A 19,042-nucleotide genomic window follows, 5' to 3' on the forward strand; every position below is an offset into this window, starting at 1 on the left:
GTTATCGTTTATCGACTAATCGTGCAAACACATCACCCGTATACTGGATGAGCTGAACTAAACAAATTAAAATGACGACGGTCGTGATCATCACCGTGTTGTCATAACGGTAGTATCCGAAGCGGATCGCCAGGTCCCCGACTCCGCCTCCACCGACGATCCCAGCCATGGCGGAATAGGCGACTAAACTGATCGTTGTAATCGTGATTGCCTGAATCACCGCCGGTCGTGCTTCCGGTAACAGCACGTCCTTAATGATCATCCAAGGACTTGCCCCCACTGAAACCGAAGCTTCAATGACACCTTTATCAATCTCTCGCAATGACGTTTCTACCATTCTCGCAAAAAATGGAATTCCCGCAACAGAGAGTGATACGGATGCTGCCGTCGGTCCGATCGTGGTTCCGGTCAATAGTTTGGTTAATGGTAAGAGTGCTACTAATAGAATAATGAACGGAACCGACCGCACCATATTGACGACAAATCCAACGACCTTTTTAATCAAACTATTTTGTAAAAACAAGCCTTTGTCTGTTACAAAAAGAAGAATCCCAAGCGGTAATCCCACTAAAATCGCGACTCCAAGTGAAATCCCCACCATATAGACCGTTTCAAAAAAGGCTTTATTCAATTCTGGCAAAATCGCAGTCAATGAATCAGGCAGCATTCTCAAGCACCTCCAAGCTCTGCGTCTTCAGCGTGATGAATCGGATCGCTGCTTCGATTTCTTCATGGGAGCCAATCAGCTCCATGATGAAAATCCCCAGTGGCACTTCCTGAATATATTCGATCTTGCCGTGCAGGATATTGCCTCGCACCTTGTATTTCTGGAACACTTCCGATACGACGCTTTCCTCTGCGATCGATCCTTTGAATTGGATTTTGATCAGTTTTCCTTTCCTTGATTCCACGAGGTGCGGCGGGAGTTCAAATTGAAGGATTGTTTCAATGAATTGCTTCGTTAAAGGCTGCTTAGGTTCTGCAAACAGGTCGTAAACCGGCCCTTCCTCCACGATTTTCCCGTCCTGCATCACGGCCATCCGGTCGCATATCTCTTTCACCACTTCCATCTCGTGTGTGATGAGGACGATGGTCAAACCTAGTTCTTTATTAATCTTTTTCAATAGTTTCAAGATTGATTTCGTTGTATTCGGATCGAGTGCCGAGGTCGCTTCGTCGCAAAGTAAAACCGATGGGTTATTCGCAAGGGCTCTCGCAATCCCGACTCTTTGCTTTTGTCCTCCGCTGAGCTGGGCCGGGTACGCATCTGCTTTGTCCGATAGACCGACCATCTCAAGGAGCTCGACGACTCTGGGCTTGATTTTCGCTTTAGGTACACTAGCCGCTTTCAAGGCAAAAGCCAGATTGTCAAACACCGTTTTGGATTTGATCAAGTGAAAATGTTGAAAGATCATGCTCGTTTTTTGACGGGCGAGTCTTAATTGTTTGGACGTGAGTTTCGTGAAATCCTGTCCGTCAATGATGATTTCTCCTGATGTAGGGGTTTCTAATAAATTCAGGCAGCGAATGAGTGAACTCTTCCCCGCTCCACTGTATCCGACGATTCCAAAAATCTCACCCTTTTCGATTTTTACGGAAACGTTATCGACACCGACCACCGTTTGCTTTTTTGTACTGTAGGTTTTAACTAGATTTCGAATCTCGATCAATGTGCACACCCCTTTTTTCATCCAATAAAAAATGCCTCTTTCAACTGAAAGAAGCATCGCCTGTTTATCTCGACTTATCTCTCAGAATGAAATCATTCTGCAGGAATTGGCACCGTTCCAATACTGGAGGTTGCCGGACGTCGTAGGGCCTGATCCCTCGGTCACTCTGGATAATTGAAAGTATGTAATTTTCTAATTTTTTAATCTTATAGAGGATAATACTGGGTATGGGAATGGAAGTCAATAGGGAATTTTACAGTTGTTTTTATGTAAGCGTTATCTTTATTGTTGTACTAGGGAAGGTTTTTTTGTGTTGTTGGACTAGGGTTTGATCTTGGGGTGGAATATATCCACTTTTTTACAGTTAATAATATATTCCTAAAGTTGATAATAAAAGGGGGAATGTCGATAATAAAACTCCTCGCACCCTATCAATCCATGTATCTCACATCGATTTCAGTTAATATCCTGCCTTTACACCATCTCAAAGACTCAAAAACCATACATATTATCCAAAAACATTCCTTTCCACCTCCAATTGGGACTAACCTCCATTACCAATACAAAAAGGCACTACCTTCAATAGCAGCACCCCGATCATTTGTCATAACAACTCACTACAAATATTCTAATCTCTCAAACAACCAAACGAAAACTAAAACGCCCACTCCTTAATCACTGTCAACACATCCAACTCCCTCAACCGCTGCTCACAATAAGAAGAATTCATCTTCAAATAGGAATCAACATAAGCCGGATGACACATAATCTCAAGCGTCTCACCTCCATCCCTGCTGTCCAAAATCCTCTTCAATCCTTCAACCGACACTCCGTCCCCATAAAAGTCCATCGAGAACCGATCGGTTAACACATCCATTTCGCCACCCTTATCACCAAAAACATTCCGGACCGGTACCCCAAAGCGCTCTGACAATCTCTTCACCACCGGGATCAGTGGTCGAAAGCTATGAACATGATGATGACTGTCAATATGAGAAAGGGGCAGACCGAATGATAGAAATTTATCCACCTGAGCCTCCCACTCCATTTCAACCTCATCCACATTGATTTCTTTTTCTTCAAAAATCCTGCTGGTGTAACGGAAAAAGCCTCTTTCATCCTGTAGTGATGGTACCCCGGCCGAAACCGGTCTCCCGCATGTCAGTGTTAAATGGATCCCAACCTTTAATTCAGGAAAAACCTTCGCCAATTCCAACGCATGCAGAGTCCCGGGCATATTGACAAGCATCGTTGTTGAGTTGACAATTCCAAACCGGTGACTATCAACGATGCCATAGTTCACTCCCCGGCATAAACCAAAGTCATCTGCATTGACGATCACGTTCCTCATAATCCCCCATCCCCTTTTTTCTAATAGGTTCTTTCTACAAGAAAGCTCGCTTTATCTCCTCTGAAGATCGCTTTGGAAAATTCGATCACGGATCCATCCTCTACATAAGCAGTCGTTTCGATCATAAAGCAAGGTGTCCCCTCTGGTACCTCAAGCTTCCCTGCCACTCGCTCATCTGCTAAAAATAGCTCGATGGTTTCGATGGTTTTTTTAATTTTTATCTCAAACTGTGTTTCCAGGAGCTTGTAAAGAGATCTTTCACATTCGTCTTTATCAAGTCCTGGCGTCTTGTACCAGGGCAGATAGGCCACCTCATATTGCAGGGGCAGCCCGTCTGAATATCGGATCCTCTCTAACCGATTGACGGGATCTCCATTCTTCAATTCCAACGCTTTTTCCACTGTGGATTCTGCCGGGATGACATTCATGCTCAGTACCTTGATCTTAGGTTTCTTACCTTGTAATCGCAGTTGCTCTGTGTAGTTGTCGATCGTCGAGGACAGGATTTGACTGACTTTCTCTTCTGCGACAAAGGTTCCTCTTCCTTGCTCGCGATACACGTAACCTTCAAGTGTCAGCTGCTGGAGCGCCGTCCGGATCGTCGTACGGCTGACATTGAACTTTTCGCAAAACTCCGCCTCTGTCGGCAGTTTTGTATTCGGCGCATATTCTTTATTTTTAATCATGTGGATGATTTCTTCTTTTACATGCGAATGCAGGGCCTTTGCTTCTTGTGTCTCTTTCATTCTGTTTCTCCCTTCCACTTTCTTCCTATATTTGTTATAACACATCCACGTGCAATTCTCTATTCCTAATCATTTTATCATAAAAATAATTTGTTATTACAATTAAATAAAAAATAGTCATAAAATTTATATTTGTCATTACAATATATAGACGAGTGAAAATTTGTATGATACATTATAAAAAATAGAAATCGCTTTCAAAATGAAGGGAGCTCGACAGAATGTCATTAAAGGTGGTCATAATCGGAGGCGGATCAAGCTATACACCAGAAATTATCGAGGGGTTCATCCACCGATACAAATCTTTTCCTGTCACGGACATAACGCTTGTAGACATCGAAGCAGGGAAAGAGAAGCTTGAGATTATCGGGCAATTTGCTCGTCGAATGATCCAAAAAGCAGGTGTGCCGATTGAATTGGAATGGACCCTTAACCGCAGGGATGCCTTAATTGGCGCTGACTTTGTGACAACACAAATCAGGGTGGGCGGCCTCTCAGCCAGGGAAAAAGATGAACGGATACCGTTAAGTCATGGTGTCATCGGTCAGGAAACCAATGGAGCAGGCGGTATATTCAAGGCCTTGCGCACCATTCCGGTCCTAATGGAAATTTGTCATGACATCCAACAGATTTGTCCCCATGCATGGCTTATTAACTTTACCAACCCGGCAGGCATTGTTACGGAAGCCCTGCTTAAATACAGTACACATCATAAAGTCATCGGGGTGTGCAATATTCCTTTCAACATGAAAAACAGCGTCGCCGAGATGATGAATTGTTCTGCAAATGAAGTACAAATCGAGTTTGTAGGGATGAATCATTTTGTGTTTGGAAAAAAGGTTTGGGTCAAAGGTCAGGATGTCACCGATCAGGTTCTGCAAAAACTGATCCATCAAGAAGTGGATTACTCACCGGCCAACATCGTCTCACTCGGATGGTCGAAGGAATTTTTACAAGCTCTCGGGATGCTTCCCAATCCTTATCATCAATACTACTTCCAACGGGACTCTGTGTTGGAAAAGGACCTTCAAGCTTATAGAGAAAACGGTACACGGGCAGAGGTTGTTCGAAAAGTTGAAAAAGAACTTTTCATACAATATATGAAAGAGGAGTTAAATGAAAAACCAAAAGAACTGGAAAATCGAGGAGGTGCCTACTACAGTGATGCTGCCTGCAGCCTCATGGCGAGCATTTACAACAACTCAGGAGACATCCAAACCGTCAACACACTGAACAACGGAACCATCCCGGACCTGCCACACGACGCTGTCATCGAAGTAAACGCCGTCATTACGAGGGACGGACCTCGGCCAATCGCCACCGGCCCGCTGCCTCCATCTGTTAAAGGAATCATCCAACAGATGAAAGCTTTCGAAGAATTAGTGATACAAGCAGCACGATCTGGTGAGTACTCCGACGCCTACAGAGCCATGGTGATGAATCCGCTAGTACAGAACGAAGGGGTAGCAAGACAACTAGTCGATGAATTATTGGAAGCTCACAAAGAGTTTTTACCGCAATTCAATTAATCTAGTAAATGGGGGAAAGAGAAATGAGTAAAGTAATGGGGTTTATGGAAAGCAAGTTTATGCCTATTGCAGGAAGAATCGGGTCCCAACGACATCTCGTTGCCATCCGTGATGGATTCGTTTCGATCATGCCGCTGATCATCGTGGGATCTTTGGCTGTCTTATTAAATAATCTGCCGATTGATGCCTTTCAAAATTTTATGGTCTCTGTATTCGGCGAAAGCTGGAAATCCGTCGGGGGGAATATGTGGAATGGATCATTCGCCATCCTCGGACTGCTCGTCGCTGCATCCATCAGTTATCATTTAGCCAAGTCCTATCATATCGATGGGTTGTCAGCAGCATTAGTATCGATAGCTTCACTCATCATCCTCACACCGGTAACAGAAGACTGGGGGATTTCCTACGCCTGGACCGGAGCACAAGGGATATTCGTCGCCGTGATCACGTCCCTCCTTGTCACAGAATTATTCAAAGTGTTGATTCGCTCGAAGTTTACGATCAGTATGCCGGACGGTGTACCTGAAGGGGTAGTGAAATCATTCAAAGCTCTGATCCCGGCTACGATCATTTTGATTCTTATTGGTCTCATTCAAGCTCTCTTAACTTCTTTTGCAGAGAAAAGTATATTCGAAATCGTGTTTACGGTGGTTCAGGAACCATTGCAAGCCGTCTCAAACTCACTGCCATCAGCTATTGTTGTAGCCTTCTTAAATCATTTCCTTTGGTTCTTTGGCTTACATGGCACAAACATATTAGGTCCGATCATCGAACCGATCTACCTTCCTTTAATTGAAAAAAATCAGCAGCTGTTCGCAGATGGTATGAGTGCCTTTGACGTGCCATACATTGTGACAAAGCCCTTCTTCGATGCTTATGTGTACATGGGTGGATCCGGTACGACGATCGCCTTGATCATCGCCATCTTCCTTGTGGTGAAGACGAAGCATTACCGCACAGTCGGAAAATTGTCTGCTGCACCTGGTGTCTTCAATATAAATGAACCGGTCATCTTTGGATTGCCGATCGTGTTAAACCCGCTTATGTTTATCCCGTTTTTACTGGTCCCAGTCGTGCTCACTGTTACATCTTACCTGGCACTGAGTTTAGGAGTTGTACCAAAAACCGTCGCGATTGTTCCTTGGACGACACCACCGATCATCAGTGGCTACCTTGTAACGGGGGGATCCTGGAGTGGGATTGTCCTTCAACTAGTGAACCTGACGATTGCCACACTCATGTATATCCCATTCCTGCTCGCATCGGAACGGGCCCAATTAAAGAAAACAACCGAAACGAGTGATAAAATCGCATGAATGCAAATCTGACTTTAGAAGAGATTTCTTTTCATATCATATTACATGCTGGAAACGCACGGTCTTCCGCCATGGAAGCCCTCCAAGCTGCAAAGAAGAAACAATTCGAAATAGCGGAGGAAAAAATGGCTGAAGCAGCGAAAGAAGTACATCAAGCTCACCACTATCAAACGCAATTACTACAAAAAGAAGCAAGTGGTGACACACAGAATCCTACGATTCTATTGATTCACGCCCAGGATCATCTCATGAATGCCATCACCGTGAAAGAACTGGCACAGGAAATCATCGAAATCCACCAAAACAAGTAAGGAGTGCTTTATATGAATATCATGCTGGTCTGCTCGGCAGGCATGTCAACGAGTATGTTAGTCCAAAAAATGCGGAAAGCCGCTGAAGAAAAAGGCCTTGAAGCCACCATTAATGCTACATCTGAAGCTGACTTAAGCAATCATTTAGATAAACTGGACGTCATCCTGATCGGACCTCAAGTCCGCTATCTATCTTCTAAAATCATTGAAAAGGCAGAGCCTTATCATATTAAGGTAGATGTCATCGATGGGATGCACTATGGAATGATGAATGGTGCGAAGGTGTTAGAGCAGGCAGAAGGGCTGTTGGGAAAATAATTGTTTCATGACTGAGAGTGACCTGGAACAGGTTACTCTTTTTTCATATTGAGGAACATGAAGAAAGTGCCCCCCCTATACAGGAGAACACTTCCAATCGATTACATTACTTCATAATCCGTCACATTACGTTCTACCACACGGGCTCCTTCCACACTCACGAGTGCACCATTGGAACTTCCAAACACATTGGTCGCGATCAGGTTATCCATCGCTGCTTTCACCGCCACAGTATCAATCGGCTCGATTGGGTCATTAATGGTTAGTTTCGCCGGCTTCCCCGTTTCCGTTTGGAATTCCAGTTCTAATACTTTTGCCATGCTGCATCTACCTCCTTTCTTTTAAAATATCGATCTACCCTTACTCGTTAATGTCGAAGCTTTGGACCTTCTCGATGTTGGACAATCCTTTTGATGAAAGACTAGCCAGCGATAAAGCTGCGCTGTTCATCTCATCCGCTGTTGCCAGTGCATTGATGTAGCTGTACGATTTATACACAAACTTAGGATTCCCTTTCTCGTCCAGGCCATCATTGTAAGCCAGTCGTATTCTCGTAGACTTTAAATCCGCTGTTGCCATGTGCCTCACCTCCTTTCACCCTTTATATAGGGAATAGGAAGAGCGAAGGACACCCCGTTTGAAAAAAAAGAGGGACGGACCTCCATTCCTAGTACCAGCTCCTAGGAATAGAGGTCCGTCCCTCGTTCTTAATAAAGTTTTCCTTGCCTGTATAGAACCGTCGATAGTTTCATGACGGAGTGGATGTAGCAGTTTTGGCGCAGTGGGAATGGATCGCCGAAGAATAGCGGCAGGACGGTGTCCATGGTTGATTTCATTTTGTCGTAGAGGAGGTTGAATACTTCTTCCTCTGTGTAGAACTGGGTTTCCCGTCCTTGCAGCCATTCAAAGTAGGAGACGATGACCCCTCCGGCATTGGCCAGGATATCGGGGATGATAATGACTCCTTTATCACTTAAATATTTATCCGCTTCCGTTGTGATTGGAGCATTGGCTCCTTCCACGATGATTCTTGCTTTCACTTTTTCCACGTTTTCCTTGTGTACCTGATCCTCTAACGCCGCTAACATCAGAACGTCCACATCCAGGTACAGAACCTCTTCACGACCACGGACCTCAGCCTTCACGCCGATTTCCTTCAGCTGTTCATCCTTCGTGGGAAGATCTCCTTTATTCTTCATCGTAAACTCAACCAATGCCGGAATATCAAGACCATCCGAGTTAAACAACGTAACATTCCGGTCACTCACCGCCACCACTTTATTCTGTAAATGAGTGGATTGATAGGCTTCAAGTGCCGCCACCGACCCTACATTCCCGAACCCCTGCACTGAAATCGTCAAGGGACGATCCTCAAAATCCAGAGCCGTTTTCGCAAAAACATTATCCGTCTTCGTCAATAGACTCTTCTGTTCCTTCACAAAATCATGAACGAGATAGCGGAATGTAAAGAAGACACCTTTTCCCGTCGCTTCCCTCCGGCCCAACGAACCGCCGTTCACAACGCTTTTTCCCGTAAAGCTCCCTCTATAAGGCATCCCCGGCCGGATACTCTTGTACTCAGCCATCATCCAGTCCATTTCACGTTCTCCCGATCCCATATCAGGCGCAGGAATGTCTTTATCGGGTCCAAGGACATCGCTGAAATATTGGACATACTTCCTCGCAATCAAATGAAGCTCCTTCTCGGAATACTCACGGGGATTCAGGATGATCCCGCCTTTTCCCCCACCGAATGGAACATCATGAAGGGCATTCTTCAACGTCATCAAAGAAGCCAGGTTCACGACTTCTTCCTCATTCACCGTTTCGTGAAAACGTATCCCTCCCTTATAAGGCCCGAGGGCATTATTGTGCTGAACACGGAAAGCGGGGATACGGACCACCTTCTCGTCCTCCAACGGAATCCGTAAATACGATTTATGTACGTGATTCGGTGTCGACAGAATGGAAGTCAAAGACGTAAACGCTTTCTTTCTTGTCTCACTTTTCACTTCAGGTAAAAAAGATTCGTCCTCTAATAAAGCATCCAATGACTTCTGAACAATATCTCTTGTTTGGCTGATCAAATCGGGTCCCTCCTATAAATGAATGAAAATATTGGTATCTACTATAATGTTACCCTTCTATCCCTGGATAAAAACGACTATTCTTAAACTCTCAAATCGGCCAATCTGATCAAACAGAAAAAACCACACCTTATCCAAAGGGTGTGGCCTTTCAATATCTACTTTTTCTGATAACTCTCTACCACCCATGATAAACCAACACTCCATTTTTCACCTGGAGTAACTCCCCCGAGTCCCCTTCCTCCACTTTATAAGGCTCACCACTCTGGATGACCGTCTCTACAATGGAAGCGAATTGGTCCCTTGTATATTTCTTGGATCGAAGTGACATCAAATCGATAAAGAGGTCTTTATATTCCACATCAGCTGCAGACACGAGAGAAATGGTCGCTATGATCTTTCTGCCTATAATGACGTGTGACATATCTGAGTTAGGAGTATAGTAGAAGCGCCCTCCGTACCTTTTCGCAATGTCGTCATATCCCTTTCCGATTTTATATATTTCGAAATCACGACTTAGCTTAAACGTATGTCCATTTGAATCAGTCATGGTGAATTCCATTGGGTATAGCTCGTCTTCAGGACTATCTTGGTTTGTATCTTCTTTTTCTTTCTCATCTGCAGAGGCACTTCTTACCTCGCCGCTGCTTACCTTTTCCTTTTCAAGACTCGCTTCTTCTTCAAGGCGCTTTTTGTTCTCCGCCTCTTCTTTCACCTGATCGAACGCATCTTTTGCCGACTCTATTTCTTCTTTCATCTCAGCAGTCGTCTGATTATCCGGCAAAATTGTAACCTGTTTCATCACTCTCTCTGCTTCTTGCCCGAAATCCTCTTCGTTTAAAGATTGTTCTTCTGCAATCGCTTTAAGGTTTTCGATTTCTTCTTGAACTTCCTTGTATTGACTAAAGGTTTGATCCATACGATTCACCTGTGTGGAATATTGATTAGTAAAAAACGCTCTAAGGGATGGGCTTTCAAGTTTGTCGAATGTCTTTAATTTATCTGCCAGTTCCTTTTTTATTGAAGCTACCTTATCGGCCATTTTTTCTTCTAAAGGACTTTTCTCCAGGAGACTGCGTATATCGTTTATATCCTGTTGAAGCTCATTTGCCACTGGAACGATTTGGTTATAATCCTCTATTTCTTTCATCATCGGAATTAAATGTTGACGCAGTTCCCTTTCCTTCTCTTCTCCACTTTTCAACATTTCCTTCTCAGCATTTTTCAGTGATACTTGAGCCGACTTTAGTTCTGACGGTTCAATCGTTTTTAGTAATCCGCCTTCTTCCGTTTCTTGCAGGTTCAATTCCATTTCTTCATAAACCGCTTGAATGTTCTCCTCTGCATCAGCGAATAACTGATTTGCTTTCTCTTTTTCTGTTTCGGAAATGACATATAACGTCAAGATTGAGAAAACCAACAATCCTACCGCTGCAGCGGCAAAGCTTTTAAACCTGCCTTCTTTCCAGGCTTTCATCCGGGAAGCCGGAGAAGGCTCATGATGTAGGATGGCTGTATGAATCCGTTCTTTCGCCTCGTCATTTAATTGAAGCGGGGGAAGGTTTTTAGATAGATTGTCTTCATTATGATTCTTCATTTGTATATCCTCCTGTTATGGATTGAAGCTTTTTACACGCACGGTGATAGGTGATCCGAACTTTATTCTCCGTCCACCCAAGAATGGTGGCCGTTTCTTTTACATCAAAGCCATTTATTCCTTTTAAAACCACCACATCCCGATAATTGGATTTAAGCTTCTGAATAGTGGTTAGAAGTTCGCGACTTCCTTCATTCAGAAAATAAAGAGATTCCGGTGTTTCTAATGAAGCGGCTTCATGATTTGTTGGGGAAAAAGATGTAATGGACCATTTATTCCTCTTCTTCTTTCTCAGTTCATCAAGGGCCAGATTCCTGGCAATGGAATATAACCATGTTTTCGGATTCGCTTTTGCCTCAAACGATTCCACGGAATTCAGTGCCCGAATGAATACTTCCTGAACAAGATCTTCCACATCAGTGGTACCCATTCGATATACCAAGAATGTATATATAGGATCACTGTAAAGCCGAAACCAATCTGCGACCAATCTATTGTTGGACATCCCATTCCCCCGCTTTTTTTCTTTTATATATTAGACGATATAGAAGTTGAAATCATTTCACTTTTTAGATTAAATTTCCAATTCCTTATAAAAAAACTTATCCTGCTGCATGAATGATTACATTCGGTGCAAGGCACTAAACCACCTATTAGTGCCTTGCACCCGTTTATCTAACCCCTTCAAAATAAAGGAAACCTTGACAACCATCCGCTATATACTATAATTGTATTATTTATATTCCGACTAAACTAATAAGATTTATAAGATAAGGATGATGACATGTTTATACAGATCAACCATCTCAATAAGCAATACCTCGATAAGTCAGGAAATCCAACCGATGTACTGAAGGAGATTAATCTCGGCATAGAAAAGGGTGAGTTTGTTTCAATCCTGGGGCCTTCGGGATGTGGAAAGTCTACCCTCCTCTCCATCGTGGCAGGACTGACCTCCTCTACTTCGGGAGAAATTCTTGTAGATGGAAATCCGATCAAAAAACCCGGAAAAGACCGGGGGATGGTTTTCCAGCAGGCAGCCTTATTCCCGTGGCTGAACGTGCGGGACAACGTGACATTCCCTCTCAAAAAAGAAATGTCTAAGAAAGTGGCACGGCAACAAGCAGCTAAATACTTACATATGGTCCAGCTGGGAAACTATCAGGATCATTACCCTCATGAGCTGTCAGGAGGGATGCAGCAACGGGTGGCCATTGCCCGGGCTCTCTCCATGAACCCGGAAATCCTTCTCATGGATGAACCATTCGGCGCGCTGGATGAACAGACCCGCTCCCGTCTTCACCATCAGCTTGAAACGATCTGGATGGAAACGAAGAAAACCGTCCTGTTCGTCACACACAGTATCTCGGAATCTATTAAACTCTCAGACCGGATCATCGTCATGGGTACCCGACCTGGTACGATATTGGCGGATATCAAAGTAGATCTTCCTCGTCCACGGGATGCTCATAAAGAAGAAATGGTAAAGATCGAAGAACATATTATGGGTTATTTGAAGAAGGAAATCGACAAAGTGATAAGTGAGGAATTGGCCTATGAACACAGCTCTTAAACGCATTATCTTTTTCGCCCTCATTATAGGCCTTTGGGAATCGGGATCACGATTCGGACTATGGACAGAAGTTGTCCTCCCCTCTCCCAGTTCCGTTTTCCAGGCCCTTTTTATAGGAATTGCAGATCAAACCTTGATCATTGACCTTATTGCGAGTTTCAAACGCTTATTCATCGGATTGGGGATTTCGCTCGTTATCGGAACCAGCATCGGCGTTCTTCTTGCCAAATCCAAAACAGCTGACGATACGCTGGGCTCATTACTGCTGGCATTCCAGAGTGTACCGAGTATCGTGTGGCTGCCTCTAGCCATCATGTGGTTCGGCCTCAATGAAAAAGCGGTGATTTTCGTCGTCATCCTTGGCGGCACATTCGTCATGGCCCTCAACATTCGAATGGGCATAAAAAACGTCTCCCCCCTCTTTTTAAAAGCAGCTCAAACCATGGGATCGAGAGGTTTGGACTTATTCATTCGAGTCATCTTCCCGGCATCGATCCCTTATGTGGTCACGGGTTCACGTCTTGCATGGGCATTCGCCTGGAGAGCTTTGATGGCAGGGGAACTGCTGAGCACCGGACCCGGCCTTGGATACACCCTCCGATACGCATCGGATTTCGGGGATATGAGCCTCGTCATTGCCGTGATGATCATCATTGGAGTCATCGGTGCCATCGTGGATCAGCTGATCTTCCAGCGTATTGAGAAATCAGTCATTACGCGTTGGGGATTGGAGTCATAAGCATAGTGGAGATTATACGGCAGGTACTCATTTCCTGCGTCATTAATAAAAAAACAGGAGGTTACAAAATGAAAAAAGCTTTTCTACTCTTAACGATTTTCTTTACTTTCCTAGGTGTTCTGGCAGGCTGCGGGACTGAAAAGAGTTCAGGCGGTAACGTAAGCGAGAAAGTCGTCATCGGCTATTTCCCTAATATTAACCACGTTCCAGCTATGGTGGCGAAGGACAAAGGATTTTATGAAAAGCAGCTGGGAGACGGTACAAAGATTGAATATAAAACCTTCCCCGATGGATCATCGTTTATGACCGCATTGAAAACAGGTGAAATTGATGCCGGTCTTGTCGGGCCAGGCCCAGCCATGAACAACTACATGACCGGTGCTGACGTGAAGATCATCGGTGGGGGATCCACTGGTGGAACGGTGGTTCTTGCAAGTAAAGAAAGCGGTGTGAAATCCGTCGCCGATTTTGCAGGCAAATCCTTCATCACCCCTGCGGTCGGGTGCACGCATGATGTGCAGGTCGAAACATTCCTTCAAGAACATGGGATTGAATCTCAACGTATCGGCGGGACCATGAAACACGTAACCGGAAATCCGGCACAATATGCGAGCATGCTGAAATCTGGTAAAGTCGACATCGCCGTTGCCCCGGAACCATGGGCAGCAGTGATTCAACAGGAAACAGGTGCAAATGTAATCATCGATCATGATGAAATTTCTTTCGGTGAAACACTACCTGCTTCAGTACTTGTAGCGTCTGGAAAATCTGTGAAAGAAAACCCTGACACCATCCAAAAAATCGTTGACGCCCATAAAGAAGCGACTTCTTTCATTAAAGAAAATCCTGAAGAAGCAAAAGAAATCACCATTAAAGACGTGAAAGACGTAACCGGTCAAGAACTAAGCAAAGAAGCCGTCGACCAGGCATGGGAACGCATCGGTTTCACTTACAAAGTGGACTCCGAGGCCGTTCAAGCATTTGCCGACTCATCCTATGAACTGAAATTCCTCAAAGAAAAACCGGAATTCACCGATCTAATTGACAAACAATTCATAGACTAACCTGACCAAGGTCCGTCCCTCGCTGATTTGTAACCAACGAGGGACGGACCTCTGTTTCAGAAGGAGGATGTTAAGTGAGAGTAAAGTCTATTATTGCTGCGATTGCCTTATCCCTTTTCTTGCTGGCTGGCTGCCAAGGTGAAAATAGTGAAGAGTCTTTTCCCATGAAAGTAGAGGTCGGTGACTTGGTTGCTGTGGATCAGAATGGGGAGACCACGTCATTAGCGGATCTCAATAAAGGAAAGATTGTGATTGCTGATTTCATCTTTACAAATTGTGATACCGTTTGTCTCCCCATGACAGCGAATATGTCGAAGCTTCAAAAGAAGATAGCAGATGCGGGATTGGATGATGATGTACAGCTGGTTTCAATTAGTGTGGATCCTGAACATGATACTCCTGAGGTGTTGAAACAATATAGTGGACGATATGAAATGGATGATGAGAATTGGAGCTTTTTAACGGGATACTCCCGTGATGAGATTGAATCCTTCGCCAATGTTTCGTTTAAAACTCCTGCTGCTCAAGTAGAAGGATCGAATCAGTTTGTTCATGGAACGTCATTTTATTTAGTGAGTGAAAATGGGGTTTTGTTAAAGCAGTATGAAGGAGTGTCCAATCCTCCTTATGAAGAGATGATTGAGGATATTGAGAAGTTGAAATGACCTTTTCGATTGAGATCGAAGAGGTTTTTTTATGTGGATCACGTCTGAAGTTTGTATGGAACTCTTTTTTAGCTTGCTTCTTTAGTTTATCGGCACCGTTTCCGGGAAAATTTGTGTGGAATAGTAGGATTATTTCATTTAGACTTTATAATTTATCCACTTTCACGGTAGATTAATCCCGATTTGAATTTTTTAATCCCCATTTCAAATAATTGATCCCTAAGTGGGAATAATCAATCCTGTATTTAAATAATTGATCCTGCTTGTCGAAAAATCTTTATGCTTAAATTCTTCCCTACTCTCCATCCTCTCTCCGATTGCCAAACCAAATTCCACCAAAACCCCATGCCTATCCACTCATTTAACTTTCACCATCACTCTCAAAGCAGGAAAAACCCCTCACCCTAACAAATACTACTCGTAAAGGGATATTTTTAAGGAGGGGGTTACCCATGCACACAGGGGAAATCATTCGATTTTATAGGGAAAAAGCAGGTCTCACTCAGTCTCAATTGGGGGAAGGGATATGTACAACGACGCATGTCAGTAAGATCGAGAGGGGTAAGACGGCTTATTCCGACGATATTATTTCACTGTTCTCAGAACGGCTGGGGATCGACATTCTTCACGAGATCAACTCCTCTAATCAAGTCGAAAAGCAGTTGCAACTATGGCACAATAGCATCATTATGAGGAGGATGAACCTCGTTGAACAAATGAAATCCGAACTTGAAAAGTCCCCGTTTCTCGAATCCTCGAAATATGGTGTCTATTACCACTTACTTAGGGCGAGGTACTACATCCTGCATAATAAAGATGACCTCTCTTCAAACATACTGGATTCCATCCAAAGGGGTTCAAGTCCTCTTACAGCCTTTGAGACCAATCTGTTTTATCACGTTCAAGGGCTTATTTATATTAGAGACACTACGGAAGAAAACCAGCAAAAAGCCGTACAAATCTTAAAGAAAATAAATATGGATGAATACAAAAATGAAGAATGCCATTATCATATATCCATTGCTTATCACTGCATCGGAAATAAAGTAATGTCCTACTTTCACGCCGGTAAATCCCTCAGTTATTTTAAAAAGACGAATAATTACTCCGGTGCAATCAAGGCTGAGTCCTTAATGCTCCTTCAGCTGAGCAGTGAGATGTATCTCGAATTTGAAGATCTGGTGGAAAGGTATGAGAGCCTGATTCAGGACAGCGATTCACTTGGGTATTTAGATCAAAAAGGGACTCTCTTAAATAACTTAGGGTACGAGTATTACAATCGTGAAGAATATGCCCTAGCCAAAAAATGCTTTAAAGAAGCGTTGGATCTAGCAAAAAAAGGTTCTATGTCATATTTGCGGCGATTATGTAATTATACGGATGCATGCATCGAAGGAAATCTCGTCCATTCTAAACAGATAAAGAAACACATCCAACGCGGTCTATCAGAGAGCAAAAGCGCAAACAGTACTTTATTCATTACATTATTCGAACTTTTTTCTCTCCGTATAGACAACAAAATCGATGACTACTTCTCATATCTCGAAAACAAAGCACTGCCTTATTTTTTTGAAGCGAAGAATGTGCTGTTGATTGAGAGGTTTGGGAAAGTGCTCTATGAGTATTACGTAGAGTCCGAGGAGTATAAAAAGGCGGTTCAATTATCCACTCAATTAATGACATAGTGGATGAGAATTGCGGTGCCTGGCACTAAACCCAATAACGGTGCCTGGCACACCTGTCATTACAAGTGTACCAGGTACATCATGTGGGGGACGTGCCTGGTACAAAAACGGCGATTTATACCTGGTACACATTCAATCCTCATTCTTCCTCAACGTTCACCAGCTTCACCCATCCAAAAAACGAGATCCAAAGGGGTATACTGAATAACACACCCCAAAACAAACCTTCAAATAGACTTCCTTCTTTTTCTATCATCCTGCATCTCCCGACTTTATGTATTTTACTAGTCAGCTTTAACAGAAGAAGGAGTAGATATACCGTATGAATATCTACTAAAAAAACCTTCCACCAAAAGTGAAAGGCTTGCATTTATACCATCAATAATCAACTTCAGTGGAAATATCATCCCACATAATGGATAACGTTTGAGAAGAAACGCTTACACCGCAATTTTTCACAAAGTCAGTGCGGTTGACATAGGTTGGCTGACCAGACTTAACATCCCCACTTACAGAACCTTTCACAAATAACTTACCATTTACATGTATCTGACTGGCTTCTAGGTTACCGGCCACACACATTTTTGAGTTTTTACGAATGGATAAGTGTTTGGAAATAGAAGCGCCCCCCCCAACATACGTATAGGAATTGTCTTCTATATCCATATGCCCGTCAAGGCTCATGCTGCCTCCGACATATACCTTGGAACTGTCCAATCTTAGGTGTCCTCCAAAGCTCATCGCACCCTTTACTTCAAGGATCACGTTTGAAGCATTATTCATATTCTTCCCCAGTGACATGGATCCGTCAGAATGAATTTGTGTAGTGTTCATGTTATTGGCATTACCGTCCAGTATGAGTGCTCCGGTTGTATAAATAAGCTTGTCTTCCAAGTCATTATGATTTTGAGGATAGGATCCCGATCCCAGAACTAAAATTTCGTCGCAACGATCATAAATAATCGGTGGGTTTTTGCATTCCCCCCGTAGGTTTTCCGGTTTCCGGATTTGATTGAAATCTGGTAGTTCTTTTGAAGAGGTTGATCCGATTGTAATAGGTATCGTCATGGTCGTAAGTAAGATAGTTTCTTTACTTTCCGAACTTCCTAAGCTTTTAAAATGGATGAATAGTTCATTCTTTTGTTCATTAAGGTCACTAAAGTTCGTTAAATCATCATTTTTAGTGATTTGAAAATAAGAACCCAATTCTTCATCTTCTATCTCTACCTTTTCATTTTCCAGGGACCCTTCAACTTTCACCTTTAAATCTTCACTATTTGTTGCCCCCTCTACCTCTGCTTCTTTCAAGACATTCCTGATCTTACCTTCAAAATACTCCACGCCCATCTCCGCCAATGCAACCGATTGATAGTCCTTCTCTACTTCCTTATTTTGCTTCACACTGCTAAAGGATTGGCCCATGAAGGATAATGAAATCACCATAAAAACAACCATCATTAATAAGACGGTTACCAATGCATATCCTTTTTCGTTTTTTAGATCATTCACTATGGTTACTTCCCTTCAGTCTATATAAGGTTGTATCGATGACGAACTTATTGTTGGGATGGTGCTTATCTGTGATCGTGACGAGTAAAGGGTAATCGATCTTGCTTGGTTTGATGGGTTCTTCCGGGGCATTTTCCAGTGAAAAACACAGATCGTTATGATGAAACTCCTCTTCTTTTTCACTGTATTTCACTTTGATGGTACAATCCGGGTTTTCCAATTCATAGGATTCAGAAGTCTGATGAATCCTCGTCAACTTCATCGTTAAACTATTCGCTTCCTGCTGAATACTATTTTGTGAGACTGCCTTTTTCGTATAATTAATTCCCTGAAAGAAAACGTTCCACACAACTGCACCTATAATCGACAAAATCGTTAATGTAGCAAGGACTTCAACAAATGATAATCCCCGTTCGTTATGTATCAATGTAGAAGCCCCCTTAGTCATTTACCATCACGTATCCGTAGGTTTCACTTACTATTTTTTGATCTTCAACCACTTGAACGAGTAATTGATGAGCTTTTGTTGGGGATGGAGATTCCGCTGTATCCAAATCCGAGTGTTTATTGATCGTTACATTTACCTCAAATCCATCGATTGTGGAAGTGAAATAATGATAGTCATTGGGGTCTGTTCCTTCATTTTTTATGTAATGTGGGGGCGGTGTGTCAAGACTTCCCCTTTCCTTCCACGCAGCAAGTTCTCCCCTGGCCACGTTCACAGCCTTCATTTTCTCGCCATTATACGTATTCATCCTGCCCATCTGGGGAAAGAAATACACAATTGTCAAGAGAACGATCGATAAGATCACCATCGACAAAAGCACTTCAAGTAACGTAATCCCTTTTTCATTTTGTGTCATGATCTCATCCAACCTCCTC

At 43.3% G+C, this 19,042-nt stretch carries 21 protein-coding genes and 1 riboswitch; of the genes, 9 read left to right on the forward strand and 12 right to left on the reverse strand.

The features are described 5' to 3' along the window. Position 1 precedes the first annotated feature (1 nt). The 4 genes from ACFQWC_RS16085 to ACFQWC_RS16100 all read right to left on the reverse strand — a co-directional run bounded on the left by ACFQWC_RS16085 (position 2) and on the right by ACFQWC_RS16100 (position 3,767). Positions 2-667, reverse strand: coding sequence for a methionine ABC transporter permease (locus ACFQWC_RS16085; RefSeq protein WP_044338425.1), 666 nt, complete (start codon positions 665-667; stop codon positions 2-4). Then, positions 657-1,670: a methionine ABC transporter ATP-binding protein gene (locus tag ACFQWC_RS16090; protein WP_148970314.1), complete on the reverse strand. Its 1,014-nt coding sequence runs from the start codon at positions 1,668-1,670 to the stop codon at positions 657-659. The genes ACFQWC_RS16085 and ACFQWC_RS16090 overlap by 11 nt, the downstream gene beginning before the upstream one ends. A 71-nt stretch (positions 1,671-1,741) precedes the next feature. Continuing rightward, positions 1,742-1,847: riboswitch (SAM riboswitch) on the reverse strand. A 478-nt stretch (positions 1,848-2,325) separates the two neighbouring features. Then, positions 2,326-3,021, reverse strand: a complete 696-nt coding sequence (gene chbG / locus ACFQWC_RS16095; RefSeq protein ID WP_377108456.1) for a chitin disaccharide deacetylase — start codon at positions 3,019-3,021, stop codon at positions 2,326-2,328. A gap of 20 nt (positions 3,022-3,041) precedes the next feature. Next, a complete protein-coding gene (locus tag ACFQWC_RS16100; protein ID WP_299742825.1) occupies positions 3,042-3,767 on the reverse strand; it encodes a GntR family transcriptional regulator in 726 nt (241 codons plus the stop codon). A gap of 221 nt (positions 3,768-3,988) precedes the next feature. Here ACFQWC_RS16100 and ACFQWC_RS16105 point away from each other — a divergent pair, with 221 nt between their 5' ends. From ACFQWC_RS16105 to ACFQWC_RS16120, 4 genes are read left to right on the forward strand one after another with little or no spacing between them, the layout of a single operon-like run. Next, positions 3,989-5,296 carry a 6-phospho-beta-glucosidase gene (locus tag ACFQWC_RS16105; RefSeq protein ID WP_299742822.1) on the forward strand — a complete coding sequence of 436 codons (1,308 nt, stop codon included), beginning with the start codon at positions 3,989-3,991 and terminating at the stop codon, positions 5,294-5,296. 23 nt (positions 5,297-5,319) lie between these two features. Then, positions 5,320-6,612, forward strand: a complete 1,293-nt coding sequence (gene celB / locus ACFQWC_RS16110) for a PTS cellobiose transporter subunit IIC (RefSeq protein WP_377108459.1) — start codon at positions 5,320-5,322, stop codon at positions 6,610-6,612. Continuing rightward, positions 6,609-6,923, forward strand: coding sequence for a PTS sugar transporter subunit IIA (locus tag ACFQWC_RS16115; protein WP_299742816.1), 315 nt, complete (start codon positions 6,609-6,611; stop codon positions 6,921-6,923). The genes celB and ACFQWC_RS16115 overlap by 4 nt, the downstream gene beginning before the upstream one ends. A gap of 12 nt (positions 6,924-6,935) precedes the next feature. Next, a complete protein-coding gene (locus ACFQWC_RS16120; protein ID WP_299742814.1) occupies positions 6,936-7,241 on the forward strand; it encodes a PTS sugar transporter subunit IIB in 306 nt (101 codons plus the stop codon). Between the two features lie 101 nt (positions 7,242-7,342). Here ACFQWC_RS16120 and ACFQWC_RS16125 read toward each other — a convergent pair whose 3' ends face one another. The 5 genes from ACFQWC_RS16125 to ACFQWC_RS16145 form a co-directional block, all read right to left on the reverse strand. Next, positions 7,343-7,561, reverse strand: a complete 219-nt coding sequence (locus tag ACFQWC_RS16125; RefSeq protein WP_299742811.1) for a DUF2922 domain-containing protein — start codon at positions 7,559-7,561, stop codon at positions 7,343-7,345. A 40-nt stretch (positions 7,562-7,601) separates the two neighbouring features. After that, positions 7,602-7,820 (reverse strand): DUF1659 domain-containing protein, encoded by a 219-nt coding sequence (locus ACFQWC_RS16130; RefSeq protein ID WP_299742808.1) that lies wholly within the window; start codon positions 7,818-7,820, stop codon positions 7,602-7,604. A 128-nt stretch (positions 7,821-7,948) separates the two neighbouring features. After that, the gene (locus ACFQWC_RS16135) at positions 7,949-9,328 is read right to left on the reverse strand and encodes a Glu/Leu/Phe/Val family dehydrogenase (RefSeq protein WP_299742805.1); all 1,380 of its coding nucleotides are present in this window, start codon (positions 9,326-9,328) and stop codon (positions 7,949-7,951) included. 178 nt (positions 9,329-9,506) lie between these two features. Further along, positions 9,507-10,925: a hypothetical protein gene (locus ACFQWC_RS16140; RefSeq protein ID WP_377108462.1), complete on the reverse strand. Its 1,419-nt coding sequence runs from the start codon at positions 10,923-10,925 to the stop codon at positions 9,507-9,509. After that, positions 10,912-11,430: an RNA polymerase sigma factor gene (locus tag ACFQWC_RS16145; RefSeq protein ID WP_299742799.1), complete on the reverse strand. Its 519-nt coding sequence runs from the start codon at positions 11,428-11,430 to the stop codon at positions 10,912-10,914. Before ACFQWC_RS16145 ends, ACFQWC_RS16140 begins: the two co-directional genes overlap by 14 nt. A gap of 279 nt (positions 11,431-11,709) precedes the next feature. Here ACFQWC_RS16145 and ACFQWC_RS16150 point away from each other — a divergent pair, with 279 nt between their 5' ends. The 5 genes from ACFQWC_RS16150 (at position 11,710) to ACFQWC_RS16170 (ending at position 16,651) form a co-directional block, all read left to right on the forward strand. Then, on the forward strand, positions 11,710-12,498 hold the full coding sequence (locus tag ACFQWC_RS16150) for an ABC transporter ATP-binding protein (protein WP_299742796.1): 789 nt from the start codon (positions 11,710-11,712) through the stop codon (positions 12,496-12,498). Continuing rightward, positions 12,482-13,237 (forward strand): ABC transporter permease, encoded by a 756-nt coding sequence (locus tag ACFQWC_RS16155; RefSeq protein ID WP_299742793.1) that lies wholly within the window; start codon positions 12,482-12,484, stop codon positions 13,235-13,237. Before ACFQWC_RS16150 ends, ACFQWC_RS16155 begins: the two co-directional genes overlap by 17 nt. A gap of 68 nt (positions 13,238-13,305) precedes the next feature. Further along, positions 13,306-14,301: an aliphatic sulfonate ABC transporter substrate-binding protein gene (locus ACFQWC_RS16160; protein ID WP_299742790.1), complete on the forward strand. Its 996-nt coding sequence runs from the start codon at positions 13,306-13,308 to the stop codon at positions 14,299-14,301. A gap of 74 nt (positions 14,302-14,375) precedes the next feature. Then, a complete protein-coding gene (locus tag ACFQWC_RS16165; protein ID WP_299742787.1) occupies positions 14,376-14,966 on the forward strand; it encodes an SCO family protein in 591 nt (196 codons plus the stop codon). A gap of 452 nt (positions 14,967-15,418) precedes the next feature. Next, positions 15,419-16,651 carry a helix-turn-helix domain-containing protein gene (locus tag ACFQWC_RS16170; RefSeq protein ID WP_341357027.1) on the forward strand — a complete coding sequence of 411 codons (1,233 nt, stop codon included), beginning with the start codon at positions 15,419-15,421 and terminating at the stop codon, positions 16,649-16,651. A 378-nt stretch (positions 16,652-17,029) separates the two neighbouring features. Here the strand turns inward: ACFQWC_RS16170 and ACFQWC_RS16175 are convergent, their stop codons facing one another. Genes ACFQWC_RS16175 through ACFQWC_RS16185 form a run of 3 tightly spaced genes read right to left on the reverse strand, consistent with a single transcriptional unit; the run spans position 17,030 to position 19,023 of the window. Continuing rightward, positions 17,030-18,160, reverse strand: coding sequence for a hypothetical protein (locus ACFQWC_RS16175; protein WP_377108466.1), 1,131 nt, complete (start codon positions 18,158-18,160; stop codon positions 17,030-17,032). After that, positions 18,153-18,587, reverse strand: a complete 435-nt coding sequence (locus ACFQWC_RS16180; RefSeq protein ID WP_377108468.1) for a pilus assembly FimT family protein — start codon at positions 18,585-18,587, stop codon at positions 18,153-18,155. The genes ACFQWC_RS16175 and ACFQWC_RS16180 overlap by 8 nt, the downstream gene beginning before the upstream one ends. Before the next feature lie 13 nt (positions 18,588-18,600). After that, positions 18,601-19,023, reverse strand: a complete 423-nt coding sequence (locus tag ACFQWC_RS16185; protein WP_299742775.1) for a type IV pilus modification PilV family protein — start codon at positions 19,021-19,023, stop codon at positions 18,601-18,603. Between the last annotated feature and the right edge of the window lie 19 nt (positions 19,024-19,042).

Origin of the sequence: Rossellomorea sp. GCM10028870, assembly GCF_042666755.1 — a bacterium.
In the GTDB taxonomy this organism is placed as follows: Bacteria; Bacillota; Bacilli; order Bacillales; family Bacillaceae_B; genus Rossellomorea.

Coding starts and splice junctions, on each gene's coding strand:
- ACFQWC_RS16085 (WP_044338425.1), bottom strand. CDS start 667: ATGCTGCCTGATTCATTGACTGCGATTTTGCCAGAATTGAATAAAGCC.
- chbG (WP_377108456.1), bottom strand. CDS start 3,021: ATGAGGAACGTGATCGTCAATGCAGATGACTTTGGTTTATGCCGGGGA.
- ACFQWC_RS16100 (WP_299742825.1), bottom strand. CDS start 3,767: ATGAAAGAGACACAAGAAGCAAAGGCCCTGCATTCGCATGTAAAAGAA.
- ACFQWC_RS16105 (WP_299742822.1), top strand. CDS start 3,989: ATGTCATTAAAGGTGGTCATAATCGGAGGCGGATCAAGCTATACACCA.
- celB (WP_377108459.1), top strand. CDS start 5,320: ATGAGTAAAGTAATGGGGTTTATGGAAAGCAAGTTTATGCCTATTGCA.
- ACFQWC_RS16115 (WP_299742816.1), top strand. CDS start 6,609: ATGAATGCAAATCTGACTTTAGAAGAGATTTCTTTTCATATCATATTA.
- ACFQWC_RS16120 (WP_299742814.1), top strand. CDS start 6,936: ATGAATATCATGCTGGTCTGCTCGGCAGGCATGTCAACGAGTATGTTA.
- ACFQWC_RS16125 (WP_299742811.1), bottom strand. CDS start 7,561: ATGGCAAAAGTATTAGAACTGGAATTCCAAACGGAAACGGGGAAGCCG.
- ACFQWC_RS16130 (WP_299742808.1), bottom strand. CDS start 7,820: ATGGCAACAGCGGATTTAAAGTCTACGAGAATACGACTGGCTTACAAT.
- ACFQWC_RS16140 (WP_377108462.1), bottom strand. CDS start 10,925: ATGAAGAATCATAATGAAGACAATCTATCTAAAAACCTTCCCCCGCTT.
- ACFQWC_RS16145 (WP_299742799.1), bottom strand. CDS start 11,430: ATGTCCAACAATAGATTGGTCGCAGATTGGTTTCGGCTTTACAGTGAT.
- ACFQWC_RS16150 (WP_299742796.1), top strand. CDS start 11,710: ATGTTTATACAGATCAACCATCTCAATAAGCAATACCTCGATAAGTCA.
- ACFQWC_RS16155 (WP_299742793.1), top strand. CDS start 12,482: ATGAACACAGCTCTTAAACGCATTATCTTTTTCGCCCTCATTATAGGC.
- ACFQWC_RS16160 (WP_299742790.1), top strand. CDS start 13,306: ATGAAAAAAGCTTTTCTACTCTTAACGATTTTCTTTACTTTCCTAGGT.
- ACFQWC_RS16170 (WP_341357027.1), top strand. CDS start 15,419: ATGCACACAGGGGAAATCATTCGATTTTATAGGGAAAAAGCAGGTCTC.
- ACFQWC_RS16185 (WP_299742775.1), bottom strand. CDS start 19,023: ATGACACAAAATGAAAAAGGGATTACGTTACTTGAAGTGCTTTTGTCG.